Here is a 24924-nt window from a genome sequence, read left to right on the forward strand (position 1 = left end):
CGCAAACAAACAGGCCATGGCGCTTACCATGGCCTGCTCTTGTTCGTTCAGCCGCCAGTGCCACCACCCGCGCCGCCGGTGCCGCCGCCCGCTGCTCCGGTGCCACCGCCGGCACCTGAGCCCGAGCCGCTGGCGCCACCGTTAGTGCCGGTGCCGGACCCCGAAACGGAGCCGTCATTGCCATTGCCGGTGCTGCCGGAAGGTGCGCCGGGCGTACTGTTGGGCGGCATGTTCGTACCGCTGGTGGCGCCGGATTTGGTGCCGGTAGCGTCCGCGCCATCGTTGGCGGCGAAGGCTGCGGCGGAAGTGGCTGCCAGCAGGCCGGCGAGCACGAGTGAAGTCAGGGTGCGGGTAGTCATGGTAGGTCTCCAGAATAGGGCTGGTTACCTGACGTTGGTCTGAGACGCGCCACACTTGGTGCCTGCCGGGTGACGAGCGGTCGCTTCAGCCGTACGCCGCCAACTTGTGCTCAAGGCGCTGACGCACCTGGGGCCACTCGTCATCGATGATGCTGAAGCGCACCGAGTTGCGCTTGCGGCCATCCGGCATGATCCGTTCATGGCGGACGATGCCTTCCTGTTGCGCGCCGAGACGCAGGATCGCGTTTCGTGATTTCTGATTGTTCTCATCGGTGGTGAACTGCACGCGCACGCAGTCGAGTACGTCGAAGGCATGACGCAGCATCAGGTATTTGGCTTCAGTGTTGACGAAGGATTTCTGCCAGCGCGCGGCGATCCAGCTGCTGCCGATTTCCAGTTTGCGATTGAGCGGATCGATCTTCCAGAACCGCGTTGAGCCGATCACTTCGCCGCTGTCCTTCAAGACGATGACAAACGGCATGACCGTGCCGGCGTCGCGGCCATCGAGGGCTTTTTTCAGGTAATTGTCGATGGTGCCAGGCGACGGCACGACGGTGACGGTGAGGTTCCACAATTCGCCGTCAGCGGCGGCGTGGAGGAGGGCGTCGGCGTCGGCATACTGAAGCGGGCGCAGAACGATGCGCTGGCCTTGCAGCGTGGTGGGCATGGATTCGGTTCTCGGCAGTGCGGGCGAATGACGAGCGCCTATTACGCCGCAGCGGGCCGATCCGATGCAACCGGCGCGAGTATCGTGGGGTCAGAATTTTTACAGCCCATGGGCAGGAGCCTCAGCCGATGAAAAACCTGCGGATCGCCACCTACAACGTCAACGGTTTGCGCGCCCGATTGCCAAACCTGCTCGAGTGGCTCAAACGCGAGCAACCGGACATCGCTTGCCTGCAAGAACTCAAGTCACTCGACAGTGCCTTCCCCGCTGCCGAACTGGAAGCCGCCGGTTACGGGGCGATCTGGCAAGGGCAGGCGGCTTGGAACGGGGTGGCGATTCTGGCCCGTGATGCGCAACCGCTGGAGAGTCGGCGCGGGCTCCCCGGCGACCCTGATGACAAACACAGCCGTTATCTGGAAGCGGCGGTGCACGGGGTGTTGGTTGGCTGCCTGTACCTGCCCAATGGCAATCCGCAGCCGGGACCGAAGTTCGATTACAAACTGGCCTGGTTCGAACGGCTGATCAGCTACGCGAAAGATCTGCAACAGAGCGATCACCCGGTGGTGCTGGCCGGTGACTACAACGTCGTGCCCACTGACATGGACATCTACAACACCCGTTCCTGGCTCAAGGACGCGTTGCTGCAACCCGAGAGCCGCGAGTGTTACCAGCGTTTGCTGGATCAGGGCTGGACCGATTCATTGCGCCATCTGTACCCCGAGGATCGCCTCTACACCTTCTGGGATTACTTTCGTCAGCATTGGCAAACCAACTCCGGTTTGCGCATCGATCATCTGCTGCTCAATCCGGCACTGAGTCCGTATTTGCATGAGGCCGGGGTAGACGCCTGGGTGCGCAACGAGCCGCATGCCAGCGATCATGCGCCGACCTGGATTCGTATCGCTTCGCGCAAGAAGCGCTAACGGGCGATTGGCGAAATCAATTATCGAAACAGCTGCTCGATCCCGTATACATGGCGACCATCAACGCAGTGACCTGCGGCCCCATGCATAAGGATCGAGCAATGAGTGAGCCCCGCCTGAACGATGTGAAACTGTATCTGCAACGCCTCGGTTTCGCTGAGCCGCCGGCGCCGACCCTGGCCACCCTGCGCGAATTGCAATGGCGTCACACCAATGCCTTTACCTTCGAAAACCTCTCGACCATTACTGGCGCGCCGGTACTGATCGATCTGCCGTCCATCGAGCAGAAAGTCCTGCATGACGGGCGTGGCGGTTACTGCTACGAACTCAATCACCTGTTTTTTGCCCTGTTGCTCGAACTGGGCTTCGACGCGCGTGCCATCAGCGGTCGAGTGGTCATGAACCAGCCCGAAGGCACCTGGACCACGCGCACTCACCGTTTGAGTCTGGTGACCATCGATGATGTGCGTTACATCACTGACGTCGGGTTTGGCGGCATGGTGCCGACCGCACCGTTGCTGCTCGATTCCGAAGCCGAGCAAATCACCCCCCACGAACCCTATCGCATCGAAAAGCAGGTCGATGGCTACATGCTGCGCGCCAAGGTCGCCGGCGAGTGGCGGTCGATGTACCTGTTCGATCTGCAGCGCCAGGAAGACACCGACTACACCGTCGGTAACTGGTACGTCTCGACTCACCCGGAATCTCCTTTCGCCAAGCGCCTGATGGCTGCGCGCACTGGCGACGGCTGGCGCAAAACCTTGAACAACGGCAGTTTCGCCCTGCATCGCATGGGCGGTGACAGTGAGCGCCGGGAAGTCTGCGACGTCGATGAGCTGATCGAAGTGCTGCAACAGGAATTCGGTTTGCGCCTGCCGGATCAGCCACATGTGCGCCAGTCGCTGGCGCGAATGCTTGTGCCTGTCTGACGGTCAGGGTTTTGCGTCCGGCTCGAGTACGCGGCGGATTTCACCGACGGCCGCCGACAGCTTTTTCTCGAGGCTCTTGAGGTCGGCGGCGGTAATGCCTTGTTTGAACTGCCCGGAAATGGCCGGGTCATCGGCCGGCTTTCCGGCACCCTCCAGCAACACCTGGCGCAGCGTGTTGTTGATCACTGTCTGATAGCCGAAACCTTCGTTTTCCGCGACGTTGCGCGCCGCCTCGATGACGGCGTCGTCGAGCATGATGGTGATGCGGGTTTTACCCTTGGCCGGCGCCAGTGCGCCGCGTTTGCCTTGGGAGAAGTCATATTCATCTTTCATCGATCAAGCCTCTGGAAAGTACGCGCAACGTTCGCTCGGTGTGGCGACACGTGCAGAAATGATTCGTACGACATTCGCGCCGCGATAACTGTAAGCAACGACCAGCAAACGTCCCTTGCCGTCGAGACCAAGGGTGATCCAGCGTTGTTCATCGTGATCGTTGTCCTCGATCGTCAGTGCTCGTTCGTCGTGAAAGACCGGTTCGGTCTCGGCGAGGCTGACGCCTTTGTGCTTGAGTTTGTTGGCTGCGTTCTTGCTTTTGTCGTACTGAATGTCCAATGACTTCATTATGCATACTTTATATGTATAAAAAACGATGCGACCGTACCGTCGGTCGCCATGAACAGTTCAGCCTAGTGGGGGCGAGCGAAGACGCAGGAAGGGATGTGTTGCCGGATTTGTGGGGGATACAAGCCGCGGGCTAGAAGGTTGGGTGGCTACCTATCCATTATGTGACTGATAAGTTGTATACAACTCTATGGACATTTGTCCCGAGTATTGAATACAGTGTGCGCATAACAAAAACCAGGGAACCCCCCACCATGAAAACGCCCCATGTTTCACACCAACGGCCCGAGGACGAAAATCTCGGGGTCGGCGCGAATATGGCTTACGGCCTGCAACATGTTCTGACCATGTACGGCGGTATCGTTGCGGTGCCACTGATCATCGGCCAGGCGGCCGGCCTGTCGCCGGCAGACATTGGTTTGCTGATTGCTGCTTCATTGTTTGCGGGGGGGCTGGCAACACTGCTGCAAACCCTGGGTCTGCCGTTTTTTGGCTGTCAGTTGCCGCTGGTACAGGGCGTGTCGTTCTCCGGCGTAGCGACCATGGTCGCGATCGTCAGCAGTGGCGGGGAGGGCGGCTTCCAGTCGGTGCTGGGCGCAGTGATTGCCGCATCATTGATCGGCTTGCTGATTACGCCGGTGTTCTCGCGAATCACCAAGTTCTTCCCGCCGCTGGTCACCGGCATTGTGATCACCACCATCGGCCTGACGCTGATGCCGGTGGCCGCACGCTGGGCCATGGGTGGCAATAGCCACGCGCCGGACTTCGGCAGCATGCAGAACATCGGTCTGGCGGCGGTCACGCTGGTGCTGGTGTTGCTGCTGAGCAAGGTCGGCAGCTCGACCATCTCGCGTCTGTCGATCCTGTTGGCCATGGTGATCGGTACGGTGCTGGCGGTGTTCCTCGGCATGGCGGACTTCTCCAGTGTCACCACTGGCCCGATGTTCGGCTTCCCGACACCGTTCCACTTCGGCATGCCGACATTCCACTTCGCCGCGATCCTGTCGATGTGCATCGTGGTCATGGTGACGCTGGTGGAAACCTCGGCGGATATCCTGGCGGTCGGTGAAATCATCGGCACCAAGGTTGATTCCAAGCGTCTGGGCAACGGCCTGCGTGCCGACATGCTGTCGAGCATGTTCGCGCCGATCTTCGGTTCTTTCACCCAGAGCGCCTTCGCCCAGAACGTCGGGCTGGTGGCAGTGACCGGGATCAAGAGCCGCTTCGTGGTCGCCACTGGCGGTGTGTTCCTGGTGATCCTAGGCCTGCTGCCATTCATGGGGCGGGTTATTGCAGCGGTGCCGACTTCGGTGCTCGGCGGCGCCGGTATCGTGCTGTTCGGCACGGTTGCCGCGAGTGGGATTCGTACACTGTCGAAGGTTGATTACCGCAACAACGTCAACCTGATCATCGTGGCGACGTCGATCGGTTTCGGCATGATCCCGATTGCTGCGCCGAACTTCTACGATCACTTCCCGAGCTGGTTCGCGACCATTTTCCACTCGGGCATCAGCTCGTCGGCGATCATGGCGATCCTGCTCAACCTCGCGTTCAACCACTTCACCACCGGTAACTCCGATCAGCAGTCGGTGTTTGCGGCAGCGGAAGAGCGCACCCTGCGTTATCGCGATCTGGATGCGTTGCGCGAAGGCGACTACTTCAGCGACGGCAAACTGCATGACTGCGATGGCAAGGAAGTGCCGGTGATCGAGCCGGATGATCACGACCACGGACATGGCGCGCCGAAAGCGCAGGCGAAGAGCAGCGAGCATGTCTGACCGCTGTGCCTGAATAGAAAAGGGCCGATCTGTTTTGAACAGATCGGCCCTTTTTCATGTGAAGATCAAAGGATCGCAGCCTTCGGCAGCTCCTACAGGGATCGGTGGTCTGCGATCTTTTGATCTTTTCGGCCGCCCACAAAAAAGCCCCTGAATCTTTCGATTCAGGGGCTTTGCTATTTGGCTCCACAACCTGGACTCGAACCAGGGACCCAATGATTAACAGTCATTTGCTCTACCAACTGAGCTATTGCGGAATTGGTGTGTATGTTACTGATTCAAAAAGAGAAGTCAAGCGCGAGGTGGAAAAAACTGAAATTCATCAGGACAGACGGTGGTTTGTCAGCGATTGGCGGTTACCAGAACCGTAGCAGAGGTCTACCATGGCCGCCCGGAAGTGGTAACACGCGCTGCCGGCCATTCGCCGAAAAGGTACGCGCCATGAACCAGACAACCCGCAAAAACCAGGTGTTCGCATGAGCATCGCGCAAATCAGCCTGCCGAAAGGGGTAGGGCCTCACGCCGAGAAACTCTTCGACGCGATCACTCAGGCCAGCACCGCTGAAGAATTGAACCGTGCCGGCGGTAAGGCCGAGGGTTTTGTCCTTGGGCTTGAAAGCGCCAAGGCGATCAAGAGTCAGATCGCCGAATCGCTCTACGTCGCCTATGACGATGCGGCCAGTCAGCGCGCGAGTGAACTGGCTTAACTGCCGAAGGTGATCGTGCCGAGCAGCAATTTGGCGTAGGCCGCAGTCGCCGCCAGTTGCACCAGCCACAAGGCCAGGCCACCGAGAAACACCCCGGCGGCAACTTGCAGCACCAGGCTTTTTTCGCGTTTGGCCGATGCGCGAGGGATGAAGTCATCCAGATCGTCACGGTCGGCGCGCAGGTTGTCGTTTTTCATTTGGTTTCTCGCAGAATTCTCGGATGTACACAAACCCTGTAGGAGTGAGCCTGCTCGCGATAGCGGTGTGTCAGGCAGTGAAGCGTCAACTGATCCGACGCTATCGCGAGCAGGCTCACTCCTACAGTTTTGATTTGTGTGCAGTTTAGAGGGAATGTTGCATTCCTTCGGACAAATAAAAAACGGGAAGCCCAAGGCTTCCCGTTTTTCATCACGCAGCGAAATCAGATGACCTGAACGATCGCATCCGTCACAGCCTTGATGTTGCTCTGGTTCAGTGCGGCCACGCAGATGCGACCGGTGTCCAGGGCGTAGATGCCGAACTCGTTACGCAGACGATGCACTTGTTCAGTGGTCAGGCCCGAGTAGGAGAACATCCCGCGCTGACGACCGACGAAGCTGAAGTCGCGGCCCGGTGCTTTTTCCGCCAGCAGGGCAACCATCTGCTCGCGCATGCCGCGAATGCGCAGACGCATTTCGGCCAGCTCGGCTTCCCACTGCGCACGCAGTTGCGGGCTGTTCAACACCGCAGCGACGATGCTTGCACCGTGGGTCGGCGGGTTGGAGTAGTTGGTGCGGATCACGCGTTTGACTTGCGACAGTACGCGCGCGCTTTCTTCTTTCGATTCGCTGATGATCGACAGCGCACCCACGCGCTCGCCGTACAGCGAGAACGACTTGGAGAACGAGCTCGAAACGAAGAAGGTCAGGCCGGACTCAGCGAACAGGCGCACGGCAGCGGCGTCTTCGTCGATACCGTCGCCGAAACCCTGGTAAGCCATGTCGAGGAACGGCACATGACCTTTGGCCTTGACCGCTTCCAGCACGTTGTTCCAGTCCGCCGGGGTCAGGTCGACGCCGGTCGGGTTGTGGCAGCAAGCGTGGAGGATAACGATCGAGCCGTTCGGCAGGGCGTTGAGGTCTTCGAGCATGCCGGCACGGTTAACGTCGTGAGTGGCGGCGTCGTAGTAGCGATAGTTCTGCACCGGGAAACCGGCGGTTTCGAACAGCGCACGGTGGTTTTCCCAGCTCGGGTCGCTGATCGCGACGACGGCGTTCGGCAGCAGTTGCTTGAGGAAGTCGGCACCGATTTTCAGGGCGCCGGTCCCGCCGACGGCCTGCGTGGTGATGACGCGACCGGCGCTGATCAGCGGCGAGTCGTTACCGAACAGCAACTTTTGCACGGCCTGGTCGTAGGCAGCGATGCCATCGATCGGCAGGTAACCGCGCGAAGCGTGTTGAGCGACGCGAATCGTCTCGGCTTCGATAACGGCGCGCAAAAGTGGAATTCGCCCCTCTTCGTTGCAGTAAACACCCACGCCCAGGTTGACCTTGTCGGTCCGGGTATCGGCGTTGAATGCTTCGTTGAGGCCCAGGATTGGATCGCGGGGTGCCATTTCGACAGCGGAGAACAGGCTCATTATTACGGCGGCTCTGAATGGATAGTGGAGGGACGTGTGGCGCTCCAGCCGAATGCACTAGAGCGGTGCACAAACGGGGAGCTAGTATAGAGGCCATCTGCGAGCAATGGCGACAGGCGAATCGGCTTTTCAGGTAAGTTTTTCCGATTATTTCTCGACCGTTAGTCGATTGGCCGTGTCAGAGTCTTTACCGGATGTAGGACGTTTGCCTTGAAAGGTGAGGCAATCGCCACCACATTGAGCACAATCCAGGTTTTTTTTTGCGCGACACCGGTCGTTTGCGGTCGTCCCCGTGGTGTTCCGCTTTGCTCGGAGTACCGCGATCCCAGAGGTGTATATGTCCGAATTCCAGCTCGTCACCCGCTTCGAGCCCGCCGGCGATCAGCCGGAAGCCATTCGCCAACTGGTCGAGGGTATCGAAGCCGGGCTGGCGCACCAGACGCTGCTCGGTGTGACCGGCTCGGGCAAGACCTTCAGCATCGCCAATGTCATCTCGCAGATCCAGCGCCCGACGCTGGTGCTGGCGCCGAACAAAACCCTCGCTGCGCAGTTGTACGGCGAGTTCAAGGCGTTCTTCCCGAACAACGCCGTCGAATATTTCGTTTCCTACTACGACTACTATCAGCCCGAAGCCTACGTGCCGTCGTCCGACACCTTCATCGAGAAGGATGCGTCGATCAACGACCACATCGAACAAATGCGTCTGTCCGCGACCAAAGCGCTGTTGGAGCGCAAGGACGCGATCATCGTCACCACGGTGTCGTGCATCTACGGTCTGGGTAGTCCGGAAACCTATTTGAAGATGGTCCTGCACGTCGATCGCGGCGACAAGCTCGATCAGCGTGCACTGCTGCGCCGTCTGGCCGACCTGCAATACACCCGCAACGACATGGATTTTGCCCGCGCGACCTTCCGCGTGCGTGGTGATGTGATCGACATTTACCCGGCGGAATCCGATCTTGAAGCGATCCGCATCGAGTTGTTCGATGACGAAGTCGAAAGCATTTCCGCATTCGACCCGCTGACCGGCGAAGTCATCCGCAAGATGCCGCGTTTCACTTTCTACCCGAAGAGCCACTATGTGACGCCACGGGAAACCCTGCTCGATGCCATCGAACACATCAAGGTCGAATTGCAGGAGCGTCTCGAATACCTGCGCAGCAACAACAAACTGGTCGAGGCTCAGCGTCTGGAGCAGCGCACGCGTTTCGACCTGGAAATGATCCTCGAACTGGGTTACTGCAACGGCATCGAAAACTACTCACGTTATCTGTCCGGACGTCCGGCCGGCGCGGCGCCGCCTACGCTTTACGATTACCTGCCGGCGGATGCCTTGCTGGTGATCGACGAGTCCCACGTCAGCGTGCCGCAGGTCGGCGCGATGTATAAGGGCGACCGTTCGCGCAAGGAAACCCTGGTTGAATACGGCTTCCGCCTGCCGTCGGCGCTGGATAACCGGCCGATGCGTTTTGACGAGTGGGAAGGGGTTAGCCCGCAGACCATTTTTGTCTCGGCGACACCAGGTAACTACGAAGCCGAACATGCCGGGCGCGTGGTCGAGCAACTGGTGCGTCCGACCGGTCTGGTCGACCCACAGATTGAAGTGCGCCCGGCGCTGACGCAGGTCGACGATCTGCTGTCGGAAATCTCCAAGCGCGTGGCAATCGAAGAGCGCGTGCTGGTCACCACGCTGACCAAGCGCATGGCCGAAGACCTCACTGATTACCTCGCCGACCACGGCGTGCGTGTGCGTTATCTGCACTCGGACATCGACACCGTTGAGCGCGTGGAGATTATCCGTGACCTGCGTCTCGGCACGTTCGATGTGCTGGTCGGGATCAACCTGCTGCGTGAAGGTCTGGACATGCCGGAAGTGTCGCTGGTGGCGATTCTCGACGCCGACAAGGAAGGTTTCCTGCGTTCCGAACGCTCGCTGATCCAGACCATTGGCCGGGCGGCGCGTAACCTCAATGGCCGGGCGATTCTCTACGCCGATCGCATGACCGGTTCGATGGAGCGGGCGATTGGCGAGACCGAGCGTCGTCGCGACAAGCAGATAGCTTTCAACCTGGAAAACGGCATCATCCCGAAAGGCGTGTTCAAGGATGTCGCCGACATCATGGAAGGCGCCACCGTGCCGGGCTCGCGCAGCAAGAAGCGCAAGGGCATGGCCAAGGCCGCCGAAGAGAACGCCAAGTACGAAGCCGAATTGCGTTCGCCGAGCGAGATCACCAAACGCATTCGTGCGCTGGAAGAGAAGATGTATCAGCTGGCGCGGGATCTGGAGTTTGAAGCAGCGGCGCAGATGCGCGATGAGATTGCCAAATTGCGCGAACGCCTTTTGGCTGTGTAAGGATGATCGTTCCCACGCTCTGCGTGGGAATGCAGCCCCGGACGCTCCGCGTCCGCTGTGACGCAGAGCGTCACCGGAGTCATTCCCACGCGGAGCATGGGAACGATCAGTTGCAGTTAGTGGGATTCCCCAGCCTTCAATCCTTGTGGCAATTTCTTGGTCAACAAAATCGCCAGCATGCTCACCCCCAGCGCAATCCCGACAAAGTGAAACGCATCGTTGTAAGCCATGATCGCCGCCTGCTGATGGACGATCTCACTCAACTTGCCCAGCGCCGCCGTATCACTGCCAAACCGATCCGTCATCGACGCCAGTCGCTCCGCCACCTGCGGATTGGTCGGCACTACCGCTTCACGCAAATAATCAAAATAAGTCTTGGTGCGCGCATCCAGTAATGTCGCGAGCAAGGCAATACCGATCGCTCCGCCCAGGTTGCGCAGGATATTAAAGAGGCTCGACGCCGAGCCCGCATCCTGCGGCAGGATGTACGCCGTGGCGATCAGCGAAATGGTCACCATGATCAATGGCTGCCCCAGCGCCCGAATAATCTGGATCTGATTGAACTGTGGCCCGGCGAAGTCCGGGTTGAGCACCCCCGACGAAAAACTCGCCAGACCAAACAATCCGAACCCGAGCGTGCACAGCCATTTCGGCGAGACGAACTTCATCAGCTTCGGCACCAGCGGAATCAGGAACAACTGCGGCACGCCCATCCACATGATCACTTCGCCGATCTGCAGGGCGTTGTAGTTCTGGATCTGCGCAAGGTACAGCGGCAACAGGTAGATCGAGCCGTACAACCCGACACCCATGCCCAGGCTGGAAATACTCGATAAGCCGAAGTTGCGGTTACGCAGAATGCCGAGGTTGATCAGCGGATTCGGTTTGGAGATCTGCACGATCACAAAGGTGATCAGACTCACCAGCGCAATGCTGCCCAGCGTCACGATCAGGCTCGATTCGAGCCAGTCCTTGCGATGGCCTTCTTCCAGAAATACCTGCAAGCAACCGAGGCCAATCCCTAGCGTGAGGATGCCGGTGTAGTCGGTGCTTTTGAGCAATTCCCAGTGCGCTTCTTTCTTCTCCAGCCCGTACATCAGGCCGGCGATCATGATCAGGCCCGGCGGGATGTTGATGTAGAAGATGTATTCCCAACCCCAGTTTTCCGTAAGCCAGCCGCCCAGCGTCGGGCCGATGGACGGCGCAAAAGTGGCGGTCATGGCAAACATCGCCATGCCTTTGGCGCGGTGATGTTCAGGGAGTTTGATCAGGGTCAGGGTGAACGCCAGCGGGATCAGCGCGCCGCCGGTGAATCCCTGCATGGCGCGAAAGACGATCATGCTCTCCAGGCTCCAGGCCATCGAACACAGCAGCGAAGACACCAGAAACCCCAGCGACACCCACACCGCCAAGCGCCGCGCCGAGAGCAGCTGCACCAGCCACGCGGTCAACGGGATCATGATGATTTCCGCGACCAGATAAGAGGTGGAAATCCACGAGCCTTCTTCCAGCGTCGCCGACAACGCACCCTGAATGTCTTTGAGCGATGAGTTGGTGATCTGGATGTCGAGCACGGCCATGAAGGCGCCGAGCATCACGCTCATCACCGCAATCCAATCGCGCCGGGTCGGTTCGCCGACCGGGCGGATCAGCGAATCACCGGCCATTGTCCGGGGCGTCTTTGATGTTCACGGTGGCGGTGGCGGACATGCCCGGGCGGATTTTGCCGTGCAACGGGTTGTCGGCCTTGAAGGTCAGTTTCACCGGAATCCGCTGCACGACTTTGGTGAAGTTGCCGGTGGCGTTGTCTGGCGGCAGCAGGCTGAACTGTGCGCCGGACGCGGCGAACAGACTGTCGACCCGCGCTTCGATCGGCGTGTCGCCGTACGCGTCGAAGGTCAGCTCGGCTTTTTGCCCGGGCTGCATGTGACCGATCTGGGTTTCTTTGAAGTTGGCCTGCACCCAGATGTCTTCGTCCGGAACGATCGACAACAGGTAAGCGCCGGCCTGCACCACTTGGCCGTTGCGCGCGGCACGCTGGCCGACGAGGCCGCTGATCGGCGCGTGGATTTCGCTGCGGGTCAGGTTGAGTTCGGCTTGCGCGAGATCGGCGCGGGCGTTGGCGATCTGTGCATCGAGGCGTTTGATTTCCGCGTTCAAGGCGTTGACCTGTTGGCGCTGACCTTGCGCATCAGCCTGCGCCTTGGCCACTTGCGAGCGGGCAATGTGAGTGTCGGCGGAGAGGGTGGTCACGCGTTCCTCAGAGACATAACCGGGTTTGCGCAGGGTTTCCGCCCGCGACAAATCCATTTGCGAACGGCCCAGCGTCGCTTGTGTGGTCGCCACTTGCGCATCGCTGGCGGCGATCAGGCTCGATTGCTGGGTGAGTTTGCTTTGCGCTTGCAAGCGTTCGGCTTCGCGGGTGGCGAGGGCGGCATTGGCGCGGTCCACGGCCAGATGGAAATCGTTCGGCTCAAGGCGTACCAGCAATTGGCCTTTTTCGACGTGTTGATTGTCCTGCACCAGCACTTCATCGATGCGCGCGCTCAGTTGGCTCGACACACGGGTGATTTCGCCCTGGACATAGGCGTTGTCGGTGCTTTCAAAAAAGCGTCCCTTGAAAAACCAATGAGCGAAAAAGCCCCCGGCAATCAGCAGGACGAGCAGCAGGAAAATCAACAGGCGACGCTTGAGTTGGGCAGGCATGGGCAAACTGTAGTCGAGGAATTGTAAGGAAAGTTATCAGCGGCTGAATCTCGCATACAGCCGATAAACGGTAAATGCCCACGGTTGATATTCGGCCATTCACTGCGGCTTACGCGCGTTACAGACGCAAACTTGGCTTAAATGCCCTGTCTGCTGGAGCGGGGCGGGTGTCGCCTGTTACCATTCGCCGCTTGATTGTTTTGCTTTTCATTCTTTTCGAGACATGCCATGACCACCGTCCGCACTCGCATCGCGCCATCGCCTACCGGGGATCCCCACGTAGGTACCGCTTACATCGCATTGTTCAACTACTGCTTTGCCAAGCAGCATGGTGGTGAGTTCATCCTGCGGATCGAAGACACCGACCAGTTGCGTTCGACCCGCGAGTCCGAACAGCAGATCTTCGACGCCCTGCGCTGGTTGGGTATCGACTGGAGCGAAGGCCCGGACGTTGGCGGCCCGCACGGCCCGTATCGCCAGAGCGAGCGCGGCGACATTTACCAGAAGTATTGCCAGCAACTGGTTGAAATGGGCCACGCGTTCCCATGCTTCTGCACCGCTGAAGAGCTGGATCAGATGCGCGCCGAGCAAATGGCTCGCGGCGAAACCCCACGCTACGACGGTCGCGCACTGCTGTTGTCGAAAGAAGAAGTCGCGGCCCGTCTGGCGGCTGGCGAACCGCACGTGATCCGCATGAAAGTGCCAAGCGAAGGCGTCTGCGTGGTGCCGGACATGCTCCGTGGCGACGTCGAGATCCCGTGGGATCGCATGGACATGCAAGTGCTGATGAAGACCGACGGCCTGCCGACGTACTTCCTCGCCAACGTGGTCGATGACCACCTCATGGGAATCACCCACGTATTGCGTGGCGAAGAATGGCTGCCATCGGCGCCGAAACTGATTCTGTTGTACGAATACTTCGGCTGGGAACAACCGGAGCTGTGCTACATGCCGCTGCTGCGTAACCCGGACAAGAGCAAGCTGTCCAAGCGCAAGAACCCGACTTCGGTAACGTTCTACGAGCGCATGGGCTTCATGCCGGAAGCGATGCTCAACTACCTCGGTCGCATGGGCTGGTCGATGCCGGATGAGCGCGAGAAGTTCTCGCTGCAGGAAATGGTCGACAACTTCGACCTCAAGCGTGTCTCGCTCGGCGGGCCGATCTTCGACATCGAGAAGCTCTCGTGGCTTAACGGTCAGTGGCTGCGTGATCTGCCGGTGGAAGAATTCGCCAGCCGCTTGCAGACCTGGGCGCTGAACCCGGAATACATGATGAAGATCGCACCGCTGGTGCAGGGTCGCGTTGAAACCTTCAGCCAGGTTGCTCCGCTGGGCGGGTTCTTCTTCGCTGGCGGCGTCAATCCGGATGCCAAGCTGTTCGAATCGAAAAAGCTTTCGGGCGATCAGGTTCGCCAGTTGATGCAGTTGATCCTGTGGAAGCTGGAAAGCCTGCGTCAGTGGGAGAAGGACAACATCACCGCAACGATTCAGGCGGTGGTTGAATCGCTGGAGCTGAAACTGCGTGATGCCATGCCGCTGATGTTTGCTTCGATAACCGGTCAGGCAAGCTCGGTGTCGGTGCTCGATGCGATGGAAATCATCGGCCCGGATCTGACCCGTTTCCGCCTGCGTCAGGCGATCGACCTGTTGGGCGGCGTGTCGAAGAAAGAAAACAAAGAGTGGGAAAAGCTGCTGGCCGCTATCGCCTGATAGCTTAACCCCCCTGTAGGAGCTGCCGAAGGCTGCGATCTTTTGATGTTGATCTTTAAACGGCAACGTCAAAAGATCGCAGCCTGCGGCAGCTCCTACAGGGGCATGCTTTATCCCAAGTCCCGGATTTTCGGGAGGAGGGCGGTAAGTGGTTGTTATGCCGACGAAAAGTTTTGATTTTTTTCAAAAATAAGTTTGACAGGCTTTCGATACACCCTTAAGATTCGCCCCGTCCTCAGCGATGACATCAACGATGAGGGGCTATAGCTCAGCTGGGAGAGCGCCTGCATGGCATGCAGGAGGTCAACGGTTCGATCCCGTTTAGCTCCACCAATTTTACACTTCGAGGTCTGGCCACACCGGCCTTGAAGCGATCAACACTCAGCGTTGATCAGTTGTATAGAAGGGTTTGCGTCCCCTTCGTCTAGTGGCCTAGGACACCGCCCTTTCACGGCGGTAACAGGGGTTCGAGTCCCCTAGGGGACGCCAGTTTTACAGAAGTGATGTTGCAAGATGTCACTCCGCCGCGAGGCGAAAAATCCGGGGCTTTAGCTCAGCTGGGAGAGCGCCTGCATGGCATGCAGGAGGTCAGCGGTTCGATCCCGCTAAGCTCCACCAATTTTACAAGTTCAAGGTCTGGCCACACCGGCCTTGAATCGATCAGCTCTCAGCACTGATCAGTTGTATAGAAGGTTTGTGTCCCCTTCGTCTAGTGGCCTAGGACACCGCCCTTTCACGGCGGTAACAGGGGTTCGAGTCCCCTAGGGGACGCCACGATTACCCGCTCTGCGGGATTTATAAGGGTCATTCAATTATTGAATGGCCCTTTTGTTTGTCTGGCGTTTGGCCAACTCTCCTTTTTCCTTACACTGTGCTTCAGACCAGCGGTCATATTCTTGACTTGCGGAATATTATTATGCGAATAATATTCTAGTCGTAATATTCGGAGGCAACGATGAACGATAAAAAAGCTCAAACCCGCGAACGCATCCTCAAGGCTGCCAGCTCCGCACTGATTCAGCGCGGCCCGGCAGACCCTAGCGTGGGCGAAGTGATGGGCGCGGCCGGCCTCACCGTCGGTGGCTTCTATGCGCACTTCGAAAGCAAGGACGCGATGATGCTTGAAGCGTTCAAGCAATTGCTCGGTCGCCGCCGCGACCTGATTGCCGACATGGACAGCGAACTGACTGGTGAAGAACGCCGCGCGCTGGTCGCTGCGTTCTACCTGTCGCGCAAGCACCGCGACTCCAGCGAGGCGGCGTGCCCGATTCCTGCTTCCATCGGCGAACTGGGGCGTTTGCCGGATTCGTTCCGCCTCGCGCTGAACGAACACCTGGAGTTGATGGTTGCGCAGTTGGCGGCCAGTCCTGAGGACACCGATAAAGCTCTGGCCGACATGGCCTTGATGGTGGGTGGTCTGGCCCTCGCAAGAGCGCTGGGCCCGGGAGATTTATCCGATCGATTGCTGCGCGCTGCCAAGTCGGCGGTGCGTTGACCTGAAGGCAACAGGCCTGAGGAGAGAGCGATGAGCACGTTGAAATGGGTTCGTGGCGTTAATGGCACCTTGGGCTGGATTGCACCGAAGCGGGTAGCGAGCAAGATGCGTTCGGTATTCATGACGCCGCGCGCGCTGCCGTTGCGCGATTGGGAATTGCCGCTGTTGGCCAATTCCGAGCGGATTACCCTGCGCTTCGGCCTGTCGGCGCTGCGCTGGGGCCAAGGTCCGACCGTGCTGCTGATGCACGGCTGGGAAGGCCGGCCGACTCAATTCGCGTCATTGATCACCGCGCTGGTCGAAGCCGGCTACACCGTCGTCGCACTCGATGGTCCGGCCCACGGTCGCTCGCCGGGGCGTGAGGCCAATGTCGTGCTGTTCGCTCGGGCGATGCTCGAAGCGGCGGCCGAGTTACCGCCACTGCAAGCCGTTATCGGCCACTCCATGGGCGGTGCCAGTGCCATGCTCGCCGTGCAATTGGGCTTGCGCACCGAAACCCTCGTGAGTATCGCCGCACCGGCGCGCATTCTGGGTGTGCTACGCGGATTCGCCCGCTACATGGGCATGCCGCCGCGAGCGCGCTCCGCGTTCATTCGTCAGGTCGAGCAGGATGTCGGCATGCGTGCCGCCACGCTGGACGTTGCGCACTATCAACTGGATATGCCCGGGCTGATCGTGCATGCCGAGGACGATACCTTCGTCTCGGTCAAAGAGTCACAGCTGATCCACGAATCCTGGTTCGACAGCCGCTTGTTGCGCCTTGAAGGCGGCGGTCATCAGCGCGTACTCGCCGACCCTCGGGTGATTGATGGAGTGTTATCACTGCTGGCCGGCCGCAGCCTTCAGGCGCGCCAATCGGCGTGAGCTCCGTTACACTGCCCCGGTTGAATACATTGACCGGGAGTGGGGCATGGGCTGGGATCGGGCAACGCCGTTTACCATTGATCTGCAAGTAGGCGCCGAAGACATCGACGGTCTGGGCCACGCGAACAACGCGGTGTACGTGACCTGGCTCGAACGCTGCGCCTGGCGCCACTCGCAGCGTCTGGGGCTGGACCTGGTCGAATATCGGCGGCTGGACCGGGCGATGGCCGTGGTCCGCCATGAAATCGATTATCTGGCGGCGGCCTATGAAGGCGACGAACTGCAATTGGCGACCTGGATCGTCGATTGGGATCAGCGCCTGAAAATGACCCGGCATTTCCAGCTCAAGCGTCCGAGCGACAACACCACGCTGTTGCGCGCGCAGACCACGTTCGTCTGCATCGAACTGTCCACTGGCAGGCCCAAGCGCATGCCGGCCGAGTTTATCGAAGGCTACGGCCCGGCGATCCAAATCCCCGCCTGACCCGATCCCTGTAGGAGCTGCCGCAGGCTGCGATCTTTTGATCTTGATCTTTAAAAAACAACATCAAAAGATCGCAGCCTGCGGCAGCTCCTACAGGGGTTACCGCTTTGTGGCTGCAATCCAGTAAACTGCGGCACGTTTTTTCTTCAAGTAGTGTTTCCCCATGCAAATTGCTCTGGCGCCCATGGAGGGGTTGGTCGACGACATCCTCCGCGACGTGTTGACCCGCGTTGGCGGCATCGACTGGTGCGTGACCGAATTCATTCGGGTCAACGACCAGTTGCTCACGCCGGCGTACTTCCACAAGTTCGGCCCGGAGCTGCTCAACGGCGCCCGTACCGCATCCGGCGTGCCATTGCGCGTGCAATTGCTCGGTTCCGACCCGGTCTGTCTGGCGGAAAACGCGGCACTGGCCTGCGAACTCGGCTCTGAAGTGATCGACCTCAACTTCGGTTGCCCGGCCAAGACCGTGAACAAATCCCGTGGCGGGGCGGTGCTGCTCAAGGAGCCTGAACTGCTCAACCAGATCGTCGAGCATGTGCGTCGCGCAGTACCGGCGCACATTCCGGTCACCGCGAAGATGCGCCTCGGTTTCGACAGCCCGGATGGCTCGCTGGTCTGCGCCACGGCGTTGGCCGAAGGCGGCGCCGAACACATCGTGGTTCACGCCCGTACGAAAATGGACGGCTACAAACCGCCCGCACATTGGGAGTGGATTCCGCGCGTACAAGACGTGGTCAAAGTCCCGGTGTTCGCCAACGGCGATATCTGGAGCGTCGAAGACTGGCGCCGTTGCCGCGAAATCAGCGGTGTCGAAGACATCATGCTCGGTCGCGGTCTGGTGTCGCGCCCGGATCTGGCCAGACAGATTGCCACTGCCCGCGCCGGCGAAGAAGTCATTGAGATGAGCTGGGCCGAGCTGATGCCGTTGATTCAGGACTTCTGGCTGCAAGCCAAGGCGCAGATGACCGCGCGGCAATCGCCGGGCCGTTTGAAGCAATGGCTGGCGATGCTGACGCGCAATTATCCCGAAGCGACCGAGCTGTTCACGGTGTTGCGCCGTGAAACCGAACCCGATCATGTCTCGCGCTTGCTCGGTCTACCGGTCGCTGAAGCGGCCTGAAAAAATCTGTAAATCCGCTGCAAAGAAAGGACGCCAATGGCGTCCTTTTTTATGCTCGCTATTCCAGCATCAATTTCAGATCTTCCAGCGCCATCGGTCGACTGTGCAGATAACCCTGATACAAATGGCAGCCCAAACCTTGCAGGAATGCCAGTTGCTCCGGCGTTTCCACGCCTTCGGCAATCACCTCAAGTTCCAGGCTGCGCGCCATGGCAACGATGGCGCGGATGATTTCGGCATCGTTCGGATCAGTCGTCGCATCGCGAATAAACGACTGATCGATTTTCAGCGTGTCCACTGGCAGGCGCTTGAGGTAGGTCAGCGATGAGTAACCGGTGCCGAAATCGTCCATGGCAAAACTCACGCCGAGCTTTTTCAAACGACGCATTTTGCTGATGGTGTCTTCGAGGTTCTGGATGACGATGCCTTCGGTGATTTCCAGTTTCAGCAGCGAGCAGGGCAGGCCGTGGCTGGTCATGCTGTGTTCGATGCGTTCGACGAAGTCGTTCTGGCGGAACTGCCGTGGGCTGATGTTGACGCACAGGCTGAAGTTGAACGGATCGACCAGTTTCAGGGCGATCAGTTGTTTGAATGCTTCGCAGGCTTCATCGAGGATCCACGTGCCGACTTCAAGAATCAGCCCGCTGTCTTCCAGCACTTTGATGAACTCGGTGGGCGATTGCGCGCCGAGCTCTGGGTGATTCCAGCGCACCAGCGCTTCGGCGCCGATGATGCGATTATCCCGCGCGTCGATCTGCGGCTGGAAGTGCACATTGAATTCGCCGCGTGACAACGCCAGGCGCAAGTCGGTCTCCATGCGCAGCCGTTCGCTGGCGGCCTTCTGCATGGTGTTGTGGTACATCTGCGTAGTGTTGCGCCCGGAATCCTTGGCCCGGTACAGGGCAATGTCGGCGCGTTTGAGCAGGTCGGTCGGGGTCGAGCCGTGGTCGGGAATCAGTGCCACGCCGATGCTCGGGGTCACTTGCAGGCGCTGGCCGTCGAGGAACATCGGCTCCGAGAGCAATTCACGCAGGGTGTCGGCCAGCGAGCGGACTTGCGCGCTGACTTCGTTGCGCGAACCTTCGAGGCCACTGAGCAGCACCACGAATTCATCGCCGCCGAGGCGCGCCACCGTGTCTTCCATGCGCACGCTGGCTTCGAGCCGCGCGGTGATGATCTTCAGCACCGTGTCGCCGACCGGATGGCCGAGCGAATCGTTGATGTGCTTGAAGTGATCGAGGTCGAGAAACAGCAGCGCGCCGCGCAGGTTGTGGCGTTTGAGCAGGGCGATCTGCTGGCTCAGGCGATCCATCAGCAGGGCGCGATTCGGCAGGTTGGTCAGCGGGTCGTGGTACGCCAAGTGACGGATCTGCGCTTCGGCGTTTTTCAGCAGGCTGACGTCCCGCGCCGTCAGCAGCAGGCAGGCGGTTTCATTGAGGGTGATCGGCTCGACCGAGACTTCCACGGTCAGCAGTTCGCCGCGTTTGTTGCGCCCGAGCATTTCCTGATGATGCACGCGGCCCTTGATCTGCAACTCGGCGAGTAACGCCGAACGCTGTTTCTCTTCGGCCCAGATACCTACCTGATAAACCGTTTTGCCGACGACATCTTCAGCGCGATAGCCGGTGAGGCGGCAGAAGCCGTCGTTGACCTCAAGATAACGTCCGGTGTCGCGCTCGGTGATGGTGATCGCGTCGGGGCTGGAGTGGAATGCTTTGGCGAATTTCTCCTCGCTGGCCTTGAGCGCCGCTTCCGAACGCTGCTGCTGGGTAATGTCGCGCAGGGTGGTGACGATGCACGGCTGATCGCCGACGCTGATCTGCCGACTGGAAATCACGCAGGTCAGCGACTGGCCGTCCTTGTGCTGAACGATGATCGCGACGTTGCTCAAACCTTGTTCGCGAATCACCCGTTCAATGCGTTGCAGGCTTTTCGCCGAGGCGTCCCACAGGCCGATTTCTTCAGCGGTGTGGCCGATGACGTCGGCGGCGCTCCAGCCGAAGGTCTGACTAAAACTGGAATTGATCTCGATGAATTCGCCGCTGTCCTGGCGCGTGACGCAAATCGGGTCGGGGCTGACCTGGAACAGCGTGGCGAATTTTTCTTCCGAGGCCACCAGGCGTTGTTCGCGCTCGACCTGGTCGGTGATGTCGAGCAGCGTGCCGGCCATGCGCAACGGTGCGCCGCTTTCATCGCGGTAGAGGCGGGCGCGGCTTTCCAGATAACGTGAGCTGCCGTCCGGCAGTTGCACGCGATAGGTCAGTTGATAATTGCCTGCCGGGCCTTCGCGCAGGCTGCGGTAGGCGTCGCGCATGCTGTCGCGCTCTTCGCCGGGCACGCCTTCGAAAAACTCGTCGAACGACTCGTGGAACGGTTTTGGCTCCAGCCCGTGCAATTGCGCGGCCCGCGCCGAGCCGTAGAGCATGCCGCTGGGAATATGCCAGTCCCACGTGCCGAGTTGCGCCGAGTCCAGCGCCAGATCGAGACGTTCCTGGCTGTCCTTCAATGCATGTTCGGCGGCTTTGCGTTCGGTGGTGTCGAGGAAGGTGCTGAGCAGATACGGCTGACCTTCGAGTTCGACCTTCTGTGCGCTGAGTATGCCGTCGTGAATCTGCCCATTGCTGGCGCGAAACTGCACCTCCATGCTGATCAGTTCACCCTTGGCCTTGGTTTTCTTGACCAGTTCGGCGCGTTGCTCCGGGTGCACCCACAGCCCCAGCTCCAGCGTGGTGCGGCCAATCGCGCTCTGCACCGGCCAGCCGAAGAGGCTTTCAAAATACTGGTTGGCTTCACTGATCAGGCCGTCTTCCTGACGGGTCAGCAGAACCATGTTCGGGCACAGATGAAACAGTGTGGCGAAACGTTTCTCCGAGCTGCTCAGGGCTTGCTCGCGCTGACGCTGGTGGGTGATTTCACGAATCACCCCGATCATTCGGGGGCGGCCGTTCTTGTCGGGTAACAGGCTGCCATTGATCTCCAGCCAGTGCAGGCTGCCATCCGGCCAGCGAATGCGGTGGTGCATCGCCTGTTCCAGCGGGGCGCCGGCGATGACGGCGTGGAAGGCGCGGACGGTTTTTGCGCGGTCTTCCGGCGGCAACAGGTCGAGGTATTCGAGGTCTTCGGGCAACGGTTGGCGCGGATCGAAGCCGAACAAGGCCTGGGTGCCCCGTGACCAACTGATCTGCCCGCGCTCAATGTCCCAATACCAGGCGCCGAGCCGCGCGCCGTTGAGCGCGGCGAGCAATTGCGGCGCACTCTCCCAGCTCTGCTCGGATCGTCGCGGGTCAATGGCCTGAATACGCGGCATCGGCGGAATTCGGTCAACAGATTTCGGCATCGTTAACAGGCCTTGAGCTGATGGTGGCATTAGGCACAGGGGCAGCGGCTCTATAGGAGTAGCACAAGTTGGCCTTATGTCCCTGGCAGATCGATTTGTGCATCCAGCAAGGCCATAAACGCTCTTGCCGCATTCGATAGCGTCCGTTCAGTGTGCAAGATATAGCCTAGCTGGCGACTGAGCTGTATGCCCGGCAATACGATGCTCGCCACTTGATCGTCGAGCATGGTGCGCGGCAAAACGCTCCAGGCCAGGCCGATCGAGACCATCATCTTGATGGTTTCCAGGTAGTTGGTGCTCATGGCGATGTTCGGCGTCAGCCCCTGAGCTTCGAACAAGCGTTGGACAATATGGTGGGTGAAGGTGTTGCCGCCGGGGAAAACCGCCGGATGACCGGCAATGTCGGCCAGACTGACGGCGCCGTTATTGATCAGCGAATGCTCCGGGGCGACCACGAAATCCAGCGGGTCATCCCACACCGGCGTGGCTTTGACCAGCGCGTGAGGTTCCGGCGCGAGGGTAATGACCGCCAGTTCAGCGCGGCCATGGAGAATTTCCTCGTAGGCCACTTCCGAATCGAGGAACTGAATATCCAGCGCGACCTGTGGGTAACGGCGGGTGAACTCCCGTAACAGCGGCGGCAAACGGTGCAAACCGATGTGGTGACTGGTGGCCAGGGTCAGGCGACCGCTGACTTCACCGGTCAGGTTGGTCAGCGCGCGGCGGGTGTCATCCAGCACATTGAGAATCTGATATGCCCGTGGCAGCAGGGCGCGGCCGGCCTCGGTCAAACCGACTTCACGGCCGAGCCTGTCGAACAGCCGTACCTTCAATTGTTGCTCCAGCCCGGCGATGCGCTTGCTGATTGCCGGCTGTGTCAGGTGCAAGCGTTCGCCGGCATTGGAGAAGCTACCGGTCTCGGCAATCGCGATAAAAGCGTTGAGGTTGGCCAGATCCATGTTCGTATTCCATTTGGTTATCCAAAGCATAAAAAATATGAATTTGAGTTATTTAATCTAACCCCATAGGATCGGCCTCACAAGCCAAAGGGTTATTGAAAAGCCCAGGGCATAGAAACAAGCTGATGAGGAACCGTCTGATGGCCGGCAAAACGCTCTACGACAAGCTCTGGGATTCGCATTTGGTCAAGCAGCGCGACGATGGCTCGGCGCTGATCTACATCGATCGTCACATCATTCACGAAGTGACCTCGCCGCAAGCCTTTGAAGGTCTGCGTCTGGCCGGGCGCAAGCCTTGGCGCATCGATGCCAACATCGCGACCCCGGACCACAACGTACCAACGACTCCAGAGCGCAAGGGCGGCATCGAAGCCATTGCCGATCAGGTCTCGCGTTTGCAGGTTCAGACCCTCGACGACAACTGCGATGAATACGGCATCGTCGAGTTCAAGATGAACGACGTGCGCCAAGGCATCGTCCACGTGATCAGCCCGGAGCAGGGCGCGACCTTGCCGGGCATGACCGTGGTCTGCGGCGACTCGCACACCTCGACCCACGGCGCGTTCGGTGCCTTGGCCCACGGTATCGGCACTTCCGAGGTCGAGCACGTGCTCGCCACCCAGTGCCTGGTCGCCAAGAAAATGAAGAACATGCTGGTGCGCGTTGAAGGGCAATTGCCGTTCGGCGTGACCGCCAAGGACATCGTCCTCGCGGTGATCGGCAAGATCGGCACCGCCGGCGGTAACGGCCATGCCATCGAATTCGCTGGCAGCGCGATCCGCGACTTGTCCGTCGAAGGCCGCATGACCATCTGCAACATGTCCATCGAAGCCGGCGCCCGTGTTGGCCTGGTGGCTGCGGATCAGAAGACCGTCGATTACGTGAAAGGCCGTCCGTTTGCACCGAAAGGCGCGGAATGGGACATGGCCGTCGAGTCCTGGAAAGACCTGGTCTCCGACGCCGACGCCAAGTTCGACACCGTGGTTGAACTCGACGCTGCGCAGATCAAGCCACAAGTCAGTTGGGGCACTTCGCCCGAGATGGTCTTGGCCGTTGACCAAAACGTGCCGGATCCAGCCAAAGAAATGGATCTGGTCAAGCGCGACTCGATCGTCCGTGCCCTGAAATACATGGGTTTGACCGCCAATCAGGCGATCACCGACATTCAGTTGGATCGCGTGTTCATCGGTTCCTGCACCAACTCGCGGATCGAAGATTTGCGCGCTGCGGCGGTGATCGCCAAGGGCCGTAAAGTCGCTTCGACCATCAAGCAGGCGATCGTGGTGCCGGGTTCGGGTCTGGTCAAGGCGCAGGCTGAAGCTGAAGGTCTCGACAAGATTTTCCTCGAAGCCGGTTTCGAATGGCGTGAGCCGGGTTGCTCGATGTGCCTGGCGATGAACCCGGACCGTTTAGAGTCAGGCGAGCATTGCGCCTCGACCTCCAACCGTAACTTCGAAGGCCGTCAGGGCGCTGGTGGCCGTACCCACCTCGTCAGCCCGGCCATGGCGGCGGCGGCAGCGGTGAACGGTCGTTTCATCGACGTTCGCGAATTGATTTAAGGAGCGCAGCATGAAAGCTTTTACCCAGCACACTGGTCTTGTCGCGCCTTTGGATCGTGCCAACGTCGACACCGACCAGATCATTCCGAAGCAATTCTTGAAGTCGATCAAACGCACCGGTTTTGGTCCGAACCTGTTCGACGAATGGCGTTATCTGGATGTCGGCCAGCCGTATCAGGACAACTCCAAGCGTCCGCTGAACAAGGACTTCGTCCTCAACGCCGAGCGTTATCAAGGCGCCAGCGTGTTGCTGGCTCGCGAGAACTTCGGTTGCGGCTCCAGCCGTGAACACGCGCCGTGGGCGCTGGAAGAATACGGTTTTCGCAGCATCATCGCGCCGAGCTACGCCGACATCTTCTTCAACAACAGCTTCAAGAACGGCTTGCTGCCGATCATCTTGAGCGACGCTGAAGTTGATGAGTTATTCAAGCAGGTCGAGGCTGAGCCGGGTTATCAATTGCAGGTCGATCTGCAAGCGCAGACCGTGACGCGTCCGGATGGCAAGGTTTACAGCTTTGAGATCGATGCGTTTCGCAAGCATTGCCTGTTGAACGGTCTGGACGATATCGGTTTGACCTTGCAGGACGGTGATGCGATTGCGACGTTTGAGGCCAAGCATCGGGTTAGCCAGCCGTGGTTGTTCCGCGACGCATAATTTGCGTATGGCGAATGGCGCCATCGCGAGCAGGCTCACTCCTACAGGGGAGCGCATTCCAAATGTAGGAGTGAGCC

General features: G+C 59.6%; 22 protein-coding genes and 5 tRNA genes. 16 read left to right on the forward strand and 11 right to left on the reverse strand.

What is annotated here, in order from left to right:
• Positions 1-47: 47 nt before the first annotated feature.
• Together QOL84_RS00840 and QOL84_RS00845 are read right to left on the reverse strand one after the other, a co-directional pair.
• Positions 48-359 (reverse strand): hypothetical protein, encoded by a 312-nt coding sequence (locus tag QOL84_RS00840; protein WP_129394735.1) that lies wholly within the window; start codon positions 357-359, stop codon positions 48-50.
• Between the two features lie 85 nt (positions 360-444).
• The gene (locus tag QOL84_RS00845; RefSeq protein ID WP_283435818.1) at positions 445-1026 is read right to left on the reverse strand and encodes a GNAT family N-acetyltransferase; all 582 of its coding nucleotides are present in this window, start codon (positions 1024-1026) and stop codon (positions 445-447) included.
• A 128-nt stretch (positions 1027-1154) separates the two neighbouring features.
• On the opposite strand from QOL84_RS00845, the gene xth reads away from it, so the two are divergent.
• Both xth and QOL84_RS00855 read left to right on the forward strand, forming a co-directional pair.
• Positions 1155-1949: an exodeoxyribonuclease III gene (gene xth / locus QOL84_RS00850; RefSeq protein ID WP_129394733.1), complete on the forward strand. Its 795-nt coding sequence runs from the start codon at positions 1155-1157 to the stop codon at positions 1947-1949.
• A gap of 101 nt (positions 1950-2050) precedes the next feature.
• A complete protein-coding gene (locus tag QOL84_RS00855) occupies positions 2051-2878 on the forward strand; it encodes an arylamine N-acetyltransferase family protein (RefSeq protein ID WP_283435819.1) in 828 nt (275 codons plus the stop codon).
• Between the two features lie 3 nt (positions 2879-2881).
• Here QOL84_RS00855 and QOL84_RS00860 read toward each other — a convergent pair whose 3' ends face one another.
• Together QOL84_RS00860 and QOL84_RS00865 are read right to left on the reverse strand one after the other, a co-directional pair.
• On the reverse strand, positions 2882-3211 hold the full coding sequence (locus QOL84_RS00860) for a BrnA antitoxin family protein (protein ID WP_283435820.1): 330 nt from the start codon (positions 3209-3211) through the stop codon (positions 2882-2884).
• 3 nt (positions 3212-3214) lie between these two features.
• Complete coding sequence (locus QOL84_RS00865) at positions 3215-3499, reverse strand: BrnT family toxin (RefSeq protein ID WP_283435821.1); 285 nt, start codon at positions 3497-3499, stop codon at positions 3215-3217.
• 254 nt (positions 3500-3753) lie between these two features.
• Here QOL84_RS00865 and QOL84_RS00870 point away from each other — a divergent pair, with 254 nt between their 5' ends.
• Positions 3754-5277: a nucleobase:cation symporter-2 family protein gene (locus QOL84_RS00870; RefSeq protein WP_283435822.1), complete on the forward strand. Its 1524-nt coding sequence runs from the start codon at positions 3754-3756 to the stop codon at positions 5275-5277.
• Positions 5278-5458: 181 nt separating this feature from the next.
• Here the strand turns inward: QOL84_RS00870 and QOL84_RS00875 are convergent.
• Positions 5459-5534 (reverse strand) — tRNA-Asn (locus tag QOL84_RS00875).
• 219 nt (positions 5535-5753) lie between these two features.
• Here QOL84_RS00875 and QOL84_RS00880 point away from each other — a divergent pair.
• Positions 5754-5984: a hypothetical protein gene (locus tag QOL84_RS00880; RefSeq protein ID WP_129394728.1), complete on the forward strand. Its 231-nt coding sequence runs from the start codon at positions 5754-5756 to the stop codon at positions 5982-5984.
• On the opposite strand, the gene QOL84_RS00885 is transcribed toward QOL84_RS00880, so the two are convergent.
• Together QOL84_RS00885 and QOL84_RS00890 are read right to left on the reverse strand one after the other, a co-directional pair.
• Positions 5981-6181 (reverse strand): hypothetical protein, encoded by a 201-nt coding sequence (locus tag QOL84_RS00885; RefSeq protein ID WP_102358660.1) that lies wholly within the window; start codon positions 6179-6181, stop codon positions 5981-5983. The two genes, QOL84_RS00880 and QOL84_RS00885, sit on opposite strands and share 4 nt — an antisense overlap.
• Positions 6182-6405: 224 nt before the next feature.
• Positions 6406-7602: an amino acid aminotransferase gene (locus QOL84_RS00890; protein WP_283435823.1), complete on the reverse strand. Its 1197-nt coding sequence runs from the start codon at positions 7600-7602 to the stop codon at positions 6406-6408.
• A gap of 337 nt (positions 7603-7939) precedes the next feature.
• Here QOL84_RS00890 and uvrB point away from each other — a divergent pair, with 337 nt between their 5' ends.
• Entirely contained in the window at positions 7940-9955 is a 2016-nt protein-coding gene (gene uvrB, locus QOL84_RS00895) for an excinuclease ABC subunit UvrB (protein ID WP_283435824.1), read from the forward strand.
• A 116-nt stretch (positions 9956-10071) separates the two neighbouring features.
• Here the strand turns inward: uvrB and QOL84_RS00900 are convergent, their stop codons facing one another.
• Together QOL84_RS00900 and QOL84_RS00905 are read right to left on the reverse strand one after the other, a co-directional pair.
• The gene (locus QOL84_RS00900) at positions 10072-11622 is read right to left on the reverse strand and encodes an MDR family MFS transporter (protein ID WP_488168961.1); all 1551 of its coding nucleotides are present in this window, start codon (positions 11620-11622) and stop codon (positions 10072-10074) included.
• Positions 11612-12661, reverse strand: coding sequence for an HlyD family secretion protein (locus QOL84_RS00905; RefSeq protein WP_283435825.1), 1050 nt, complete (start codon positions 12659-12661; stop codon positions 11612-11614). Before QOL84_RS00905 ends, QOL84_RS00900 begins: the two co-directional genes overlap by 11 nt.
• A gap of 228 nt (positions 12662-12889) precedes the next feature.
• On the opposite strand from QOL84_RS00905, the gene gltX reads away from it, so the two are divergent.
• The 9 genes from gltX to QOL84_RS00950 all read left to right on the forward strand — a co-directional run bounded on the left by gltX (position 12890) and on the right by QOL84_RS00950 (position 18337).
• Positions 12890-14371, forward strand: a complete 1482-nt coding sequence (gltX, locus tag QOL84_RS00910; protein WP_283435826.1) for a glutamate--tRNA ligase — start codon at positions 12890-12892, stop codon at positions 14369-14371.
• 257 nt (positions 14372-14628) lie between these two features.
• Positions 14629-14704, forward strand: a tRNA-Ala gene (locus tag QOL84_RS00915).
• 80 nt (positions 14705-14784) lie between these two features.
• Positions 14785-14860 (forward strand) — tRNA-Glu (locus QOL84_RS00920).
• Positions 14861-14913: 53 nt separating this feature from the next.
• Positions 14914-14989: transfer RNA gene (locus QOL84_RS00925), tRNA-Ala, on the forward strand.
• Positions 14990-15069: 80 nt separating this feature from the next.
• A tRNA-Glu gene (locus QOL84_RS00930) sits at positions 15070-15145 on the forward strand.
• A 181-nt stretch (positions 15146-15326) separates the two neighbouring features.
• On the forward strand, positions 15327-15866 hold the full coding sequence (locus QOL84_RS00935; RefSeq protein WP_129394722.1) for a TetR/AcrR family transcriptional regulator: 540 nt from the start codon (positions 15327-15329) through the stop codon (positions 15864-15866).
• 30 nt (positions 15867-15896) lie between these two features.
• Complete coding sequence (locus QOL84_RS00940) at positions 15897-16730, forward strand: alpha/beta fold hydrolase (RefSeq protein ID WP_129394721.1); 834 nt, start codon at positions 15897-15899, stop codon at positions 16728-16730.
• 46 nt (positions 16731-16776) lie between these two features.
• On the forward strand, positions 16777-17214 hold the full coding sequence (locus tag QOL84_RS00945) for an acyl-CoA thioesterase (protein WP_129394720.1): 438 nt from the start codon (positions 16777-16779) through the stop codon (positions 17212-17214).
• 163 nt (positions 17215-17377) lie between these two features.
• Positions 17378-18337, forward strand: a complete 960-nt coding sequence (locus tag QOL84_RS00950; protein ID WP_283435827.1) for a tRNA dihydrouridine synthase — start codon at positions 17378-17380, stop codon at positions 18335-18337.
• Positions 18338-18395: 58 nt separating this feature from the next.
• Here the strand turns inward: QOL84_RS00950 and QOL84_RS00955 are convergent, their stop codons facing one another.
• Both QOL84_RS00955 and QOL84_RS00960 read right to left on the reverse strand, forming a co-directional pair.
• On the reverse strand, positions 18396-21674 hold the full coding sequence (locus QOL84_RS00955) for a PAS domain S-box protein (protein ID WP_129394718.1): 3279 nt from the start codon (positions 21672-21674) through the stop codon (positions 18396-18398).
• A 74-nt stretch (positions 21675-21748) separates the two neighbouring features.
• Positions 21749-22633: a LysR family transcriptional regulator gene (locus QOL84_RS00960; protein ID WP_064389123.1), complete on the reverse strand. Its 885-nt coding sequence runs from the start codon at positions 22631-22633 to the stop codon at positions 21749-21751.
• Positions 22634-22773: 140 nt separating this feature from the next.
• Here QOL84_RS00960 and leuC point away from each other — a divergent pair, with 140 nt between their 5' ends.
• Both leuC and leuD read left to right on the forward strand, forming a co-directional pair.
• Positions 22774-24192 (forward strand): 3-isopropylmalate dehydratase large subunit, encoded by a 1419-nt coding sequence (gene leuC, locus QOL84_RS00965; protein ID WP_283435828.1) that lies wholly within the window; start codon positions 22774-22776, stop codon positions 24190-24192.
• Positions 24193-24202: 10 nt separating this feature from the next.
• The gene (gene leuD / locus QOL84_RS00970) at positions 24203-24847 is read left to right on the forward strand and encodes a 3-isopropylmalate dehydratase small subunit (protein ID WP_007913445.1); all 645 of its coding nucleotides are present in this window, start codon (positions 24203-24205) and stop codon (positions 24845-24847) included.
• Positions 24848-24924: the final 77 nt, after the last annotated feature.

The sequence above is a fragment of the Pseudomonas helmanticensis genome, from assembly GCF_900182985.1.
GTDB lineage: Bacteria > Pseudomonadota > Gammaproteobacteria > Pseudomonadales > Pseudomonadaceae > Aquipseudomonas > Aquipseudomonas helmanticensis.

What these genes read in the sequence shown, in the direction of transcription:
- leuD (WP_007913445.1), top strand. Translation starts at nt 24,203, where the DNA reads ATGAAAGCTTTTACCCAGCACACTGGTCTTGTCGCGCCTTTGGATCGT.
- QOL84_RS00880 (WP_129394728.1), top strand. Translation starts at nt 5,754, where the DNA reads ATGAGCATCGCGCAAATCAGCCTGCCGAAAGGGGTAGGGCCTCACGCC.
- QOL84_RS00935 (WP_129394722.1), top strand. Translation starts at nt 15,327, where the DNA reads ATGAACGATAAAAAAGCTCAAACCCGCGAACGCATCCTCAAGGCTGCC.
- QOL84_RS00905 (WP_283435825.1), bottom strand. Translation starts at nt 12,661, where the DNA reads ATGCCTGCCCAACTCAAGCGTCGCCTGTTGATTTTCCTGCTGCTCGTC.
- uvrB (WP_283435824.1), top strand. Translation starts at nt 7,940, where the DNA reads ATGTCCGAATTCCAGCTCGTCACCCGCTTCGAGCCCGCCGGCGATCAG.
- QOL84_RS00945 (WP_129394720.1), top strand. Translation starts at nt 16,777, where the DNA reads ATGGGCTGGGATCGGGCAACGCCGTTTACCATTGATCTGCAAGTAGGC.
- QOL84_RS00960 (WP_064389123.1), bottom strand. Translation starts at nt 22,633, where the DNA reads ATGGATCTGGCCAACCTCAACGCTTTTATCGCGATTGCCGAGACCGGT.
- QOL84_RS00865 (WP_283435821.1), bottom strand. Translation starts at nt 3,499, where the DNA reads ATGAAGTCATTGGACATTCAGTACGACAAAAGCAAGAACGCAGCCAAC.
- QOL84_RS00940 (WP_129394721.1), top strand. Translation starts at nt 15,897, where the DNA reads ATGAGCACGTTGAAATGGGTTCGTGGCGTTAATGGCACCTTGGGCTGG.
- QOL84_RS00870 (WP_283435822.1), top strand. Translation starts at nt 3,754, where the DNA reads ATGAAAACGCCCCATGTTTCACACCAACGGCCCGAGGACGAAAATCTC.
- leuC (WP_283435828.1), top strand. Translation starts at nt 22,774, where the DNA reads ATGGCCGGCAAAACGCTCTACGACAAGCTCTGGGATTCGCATTTGGTC.
- xth (WP_129394733.1), top strand. Translation starts at nt 1,155, where the DNA reads ATGAAAAACCTGCGGATCGCCACCTACAACGTCAACGGTTTGCGCGCC.
- QOL84_RS00890 (WP_283435823.1), bottom strand. Translation starts at nt 7,602, where the DNA reads ATGAGCCTGTTCTCCGCTGTCGAAATGGCACCCCGCGATCCAATCCTG.
- QOL84_RS00955 (WP_129394718.1), bottom strand. Translation starts at nt 21,674, where the DNA reads ATGCCGAAATCTGTTGACCGAATTCCGCCGATGCCGCGTATTCAGGCC.
- gltX (WP_283435826.1), top strand. Translation starts at nt 12,890, where the DNA reads ATGACCACCGTCCGCACTCGCATCGCGCCATCGCCTACCGGGGATCCC.
- QOL84_RS00950 (WP_283435827.1), top strand. Translation starts at nt 17,378, where the DNA reads ATGCAAATTGCTCTGGCGCCCATGGAGGGGTTGGTCGACGACATCCTC.
- QOL84_RS00840 (WP_129394735.1), bottom strand. Translation starts at nt 359, where the DNA reads ATGACTACCCGCACCCTGACTTCACTCGTGCTCGCCGGCCTGCTGGCA.
- QOL84_RS00885 (WP_102358660.1), bottom strand. Translation starts at nt 6,181, where the DNA reads ATGAAAAACGACAACCTGCGCGCCGACCGTGACGATCTGGATGACTTC.
- QOL84_RS00855 (WP_283435819.1), top strand. Translation starts at nt 2,051, where the DNA reads ATGAGTGAGCCCCGCCTGAACGATGTGAAACTGTATCTGCAACGCCTC.
- QOL84_RS00900 (WP_488168961.1), bottom strand. Translation starts at nt 11,622, where the DNA reads ATGGCCGGTGATTCGCTGATCCGCCCGGTCGGCGAACCGACCCGGCGC.
- QOL84_RS00845 (WP_283435818.1), bottom strand. Translation starts at nt 1,026, where the DNA reads ATGCCCACCACGCTGCAAGGCCAGCGCATCGTTCTGCGCCCGCTTCAG.
- QOL84_RS00860 (WP_283435820.1), bottom strand. Translation starts at nt 3,211, where the DNA reads ATGAAAGATGAATATGACTTCTCCCAAGGCAAACGCGGCGCACTGGCG.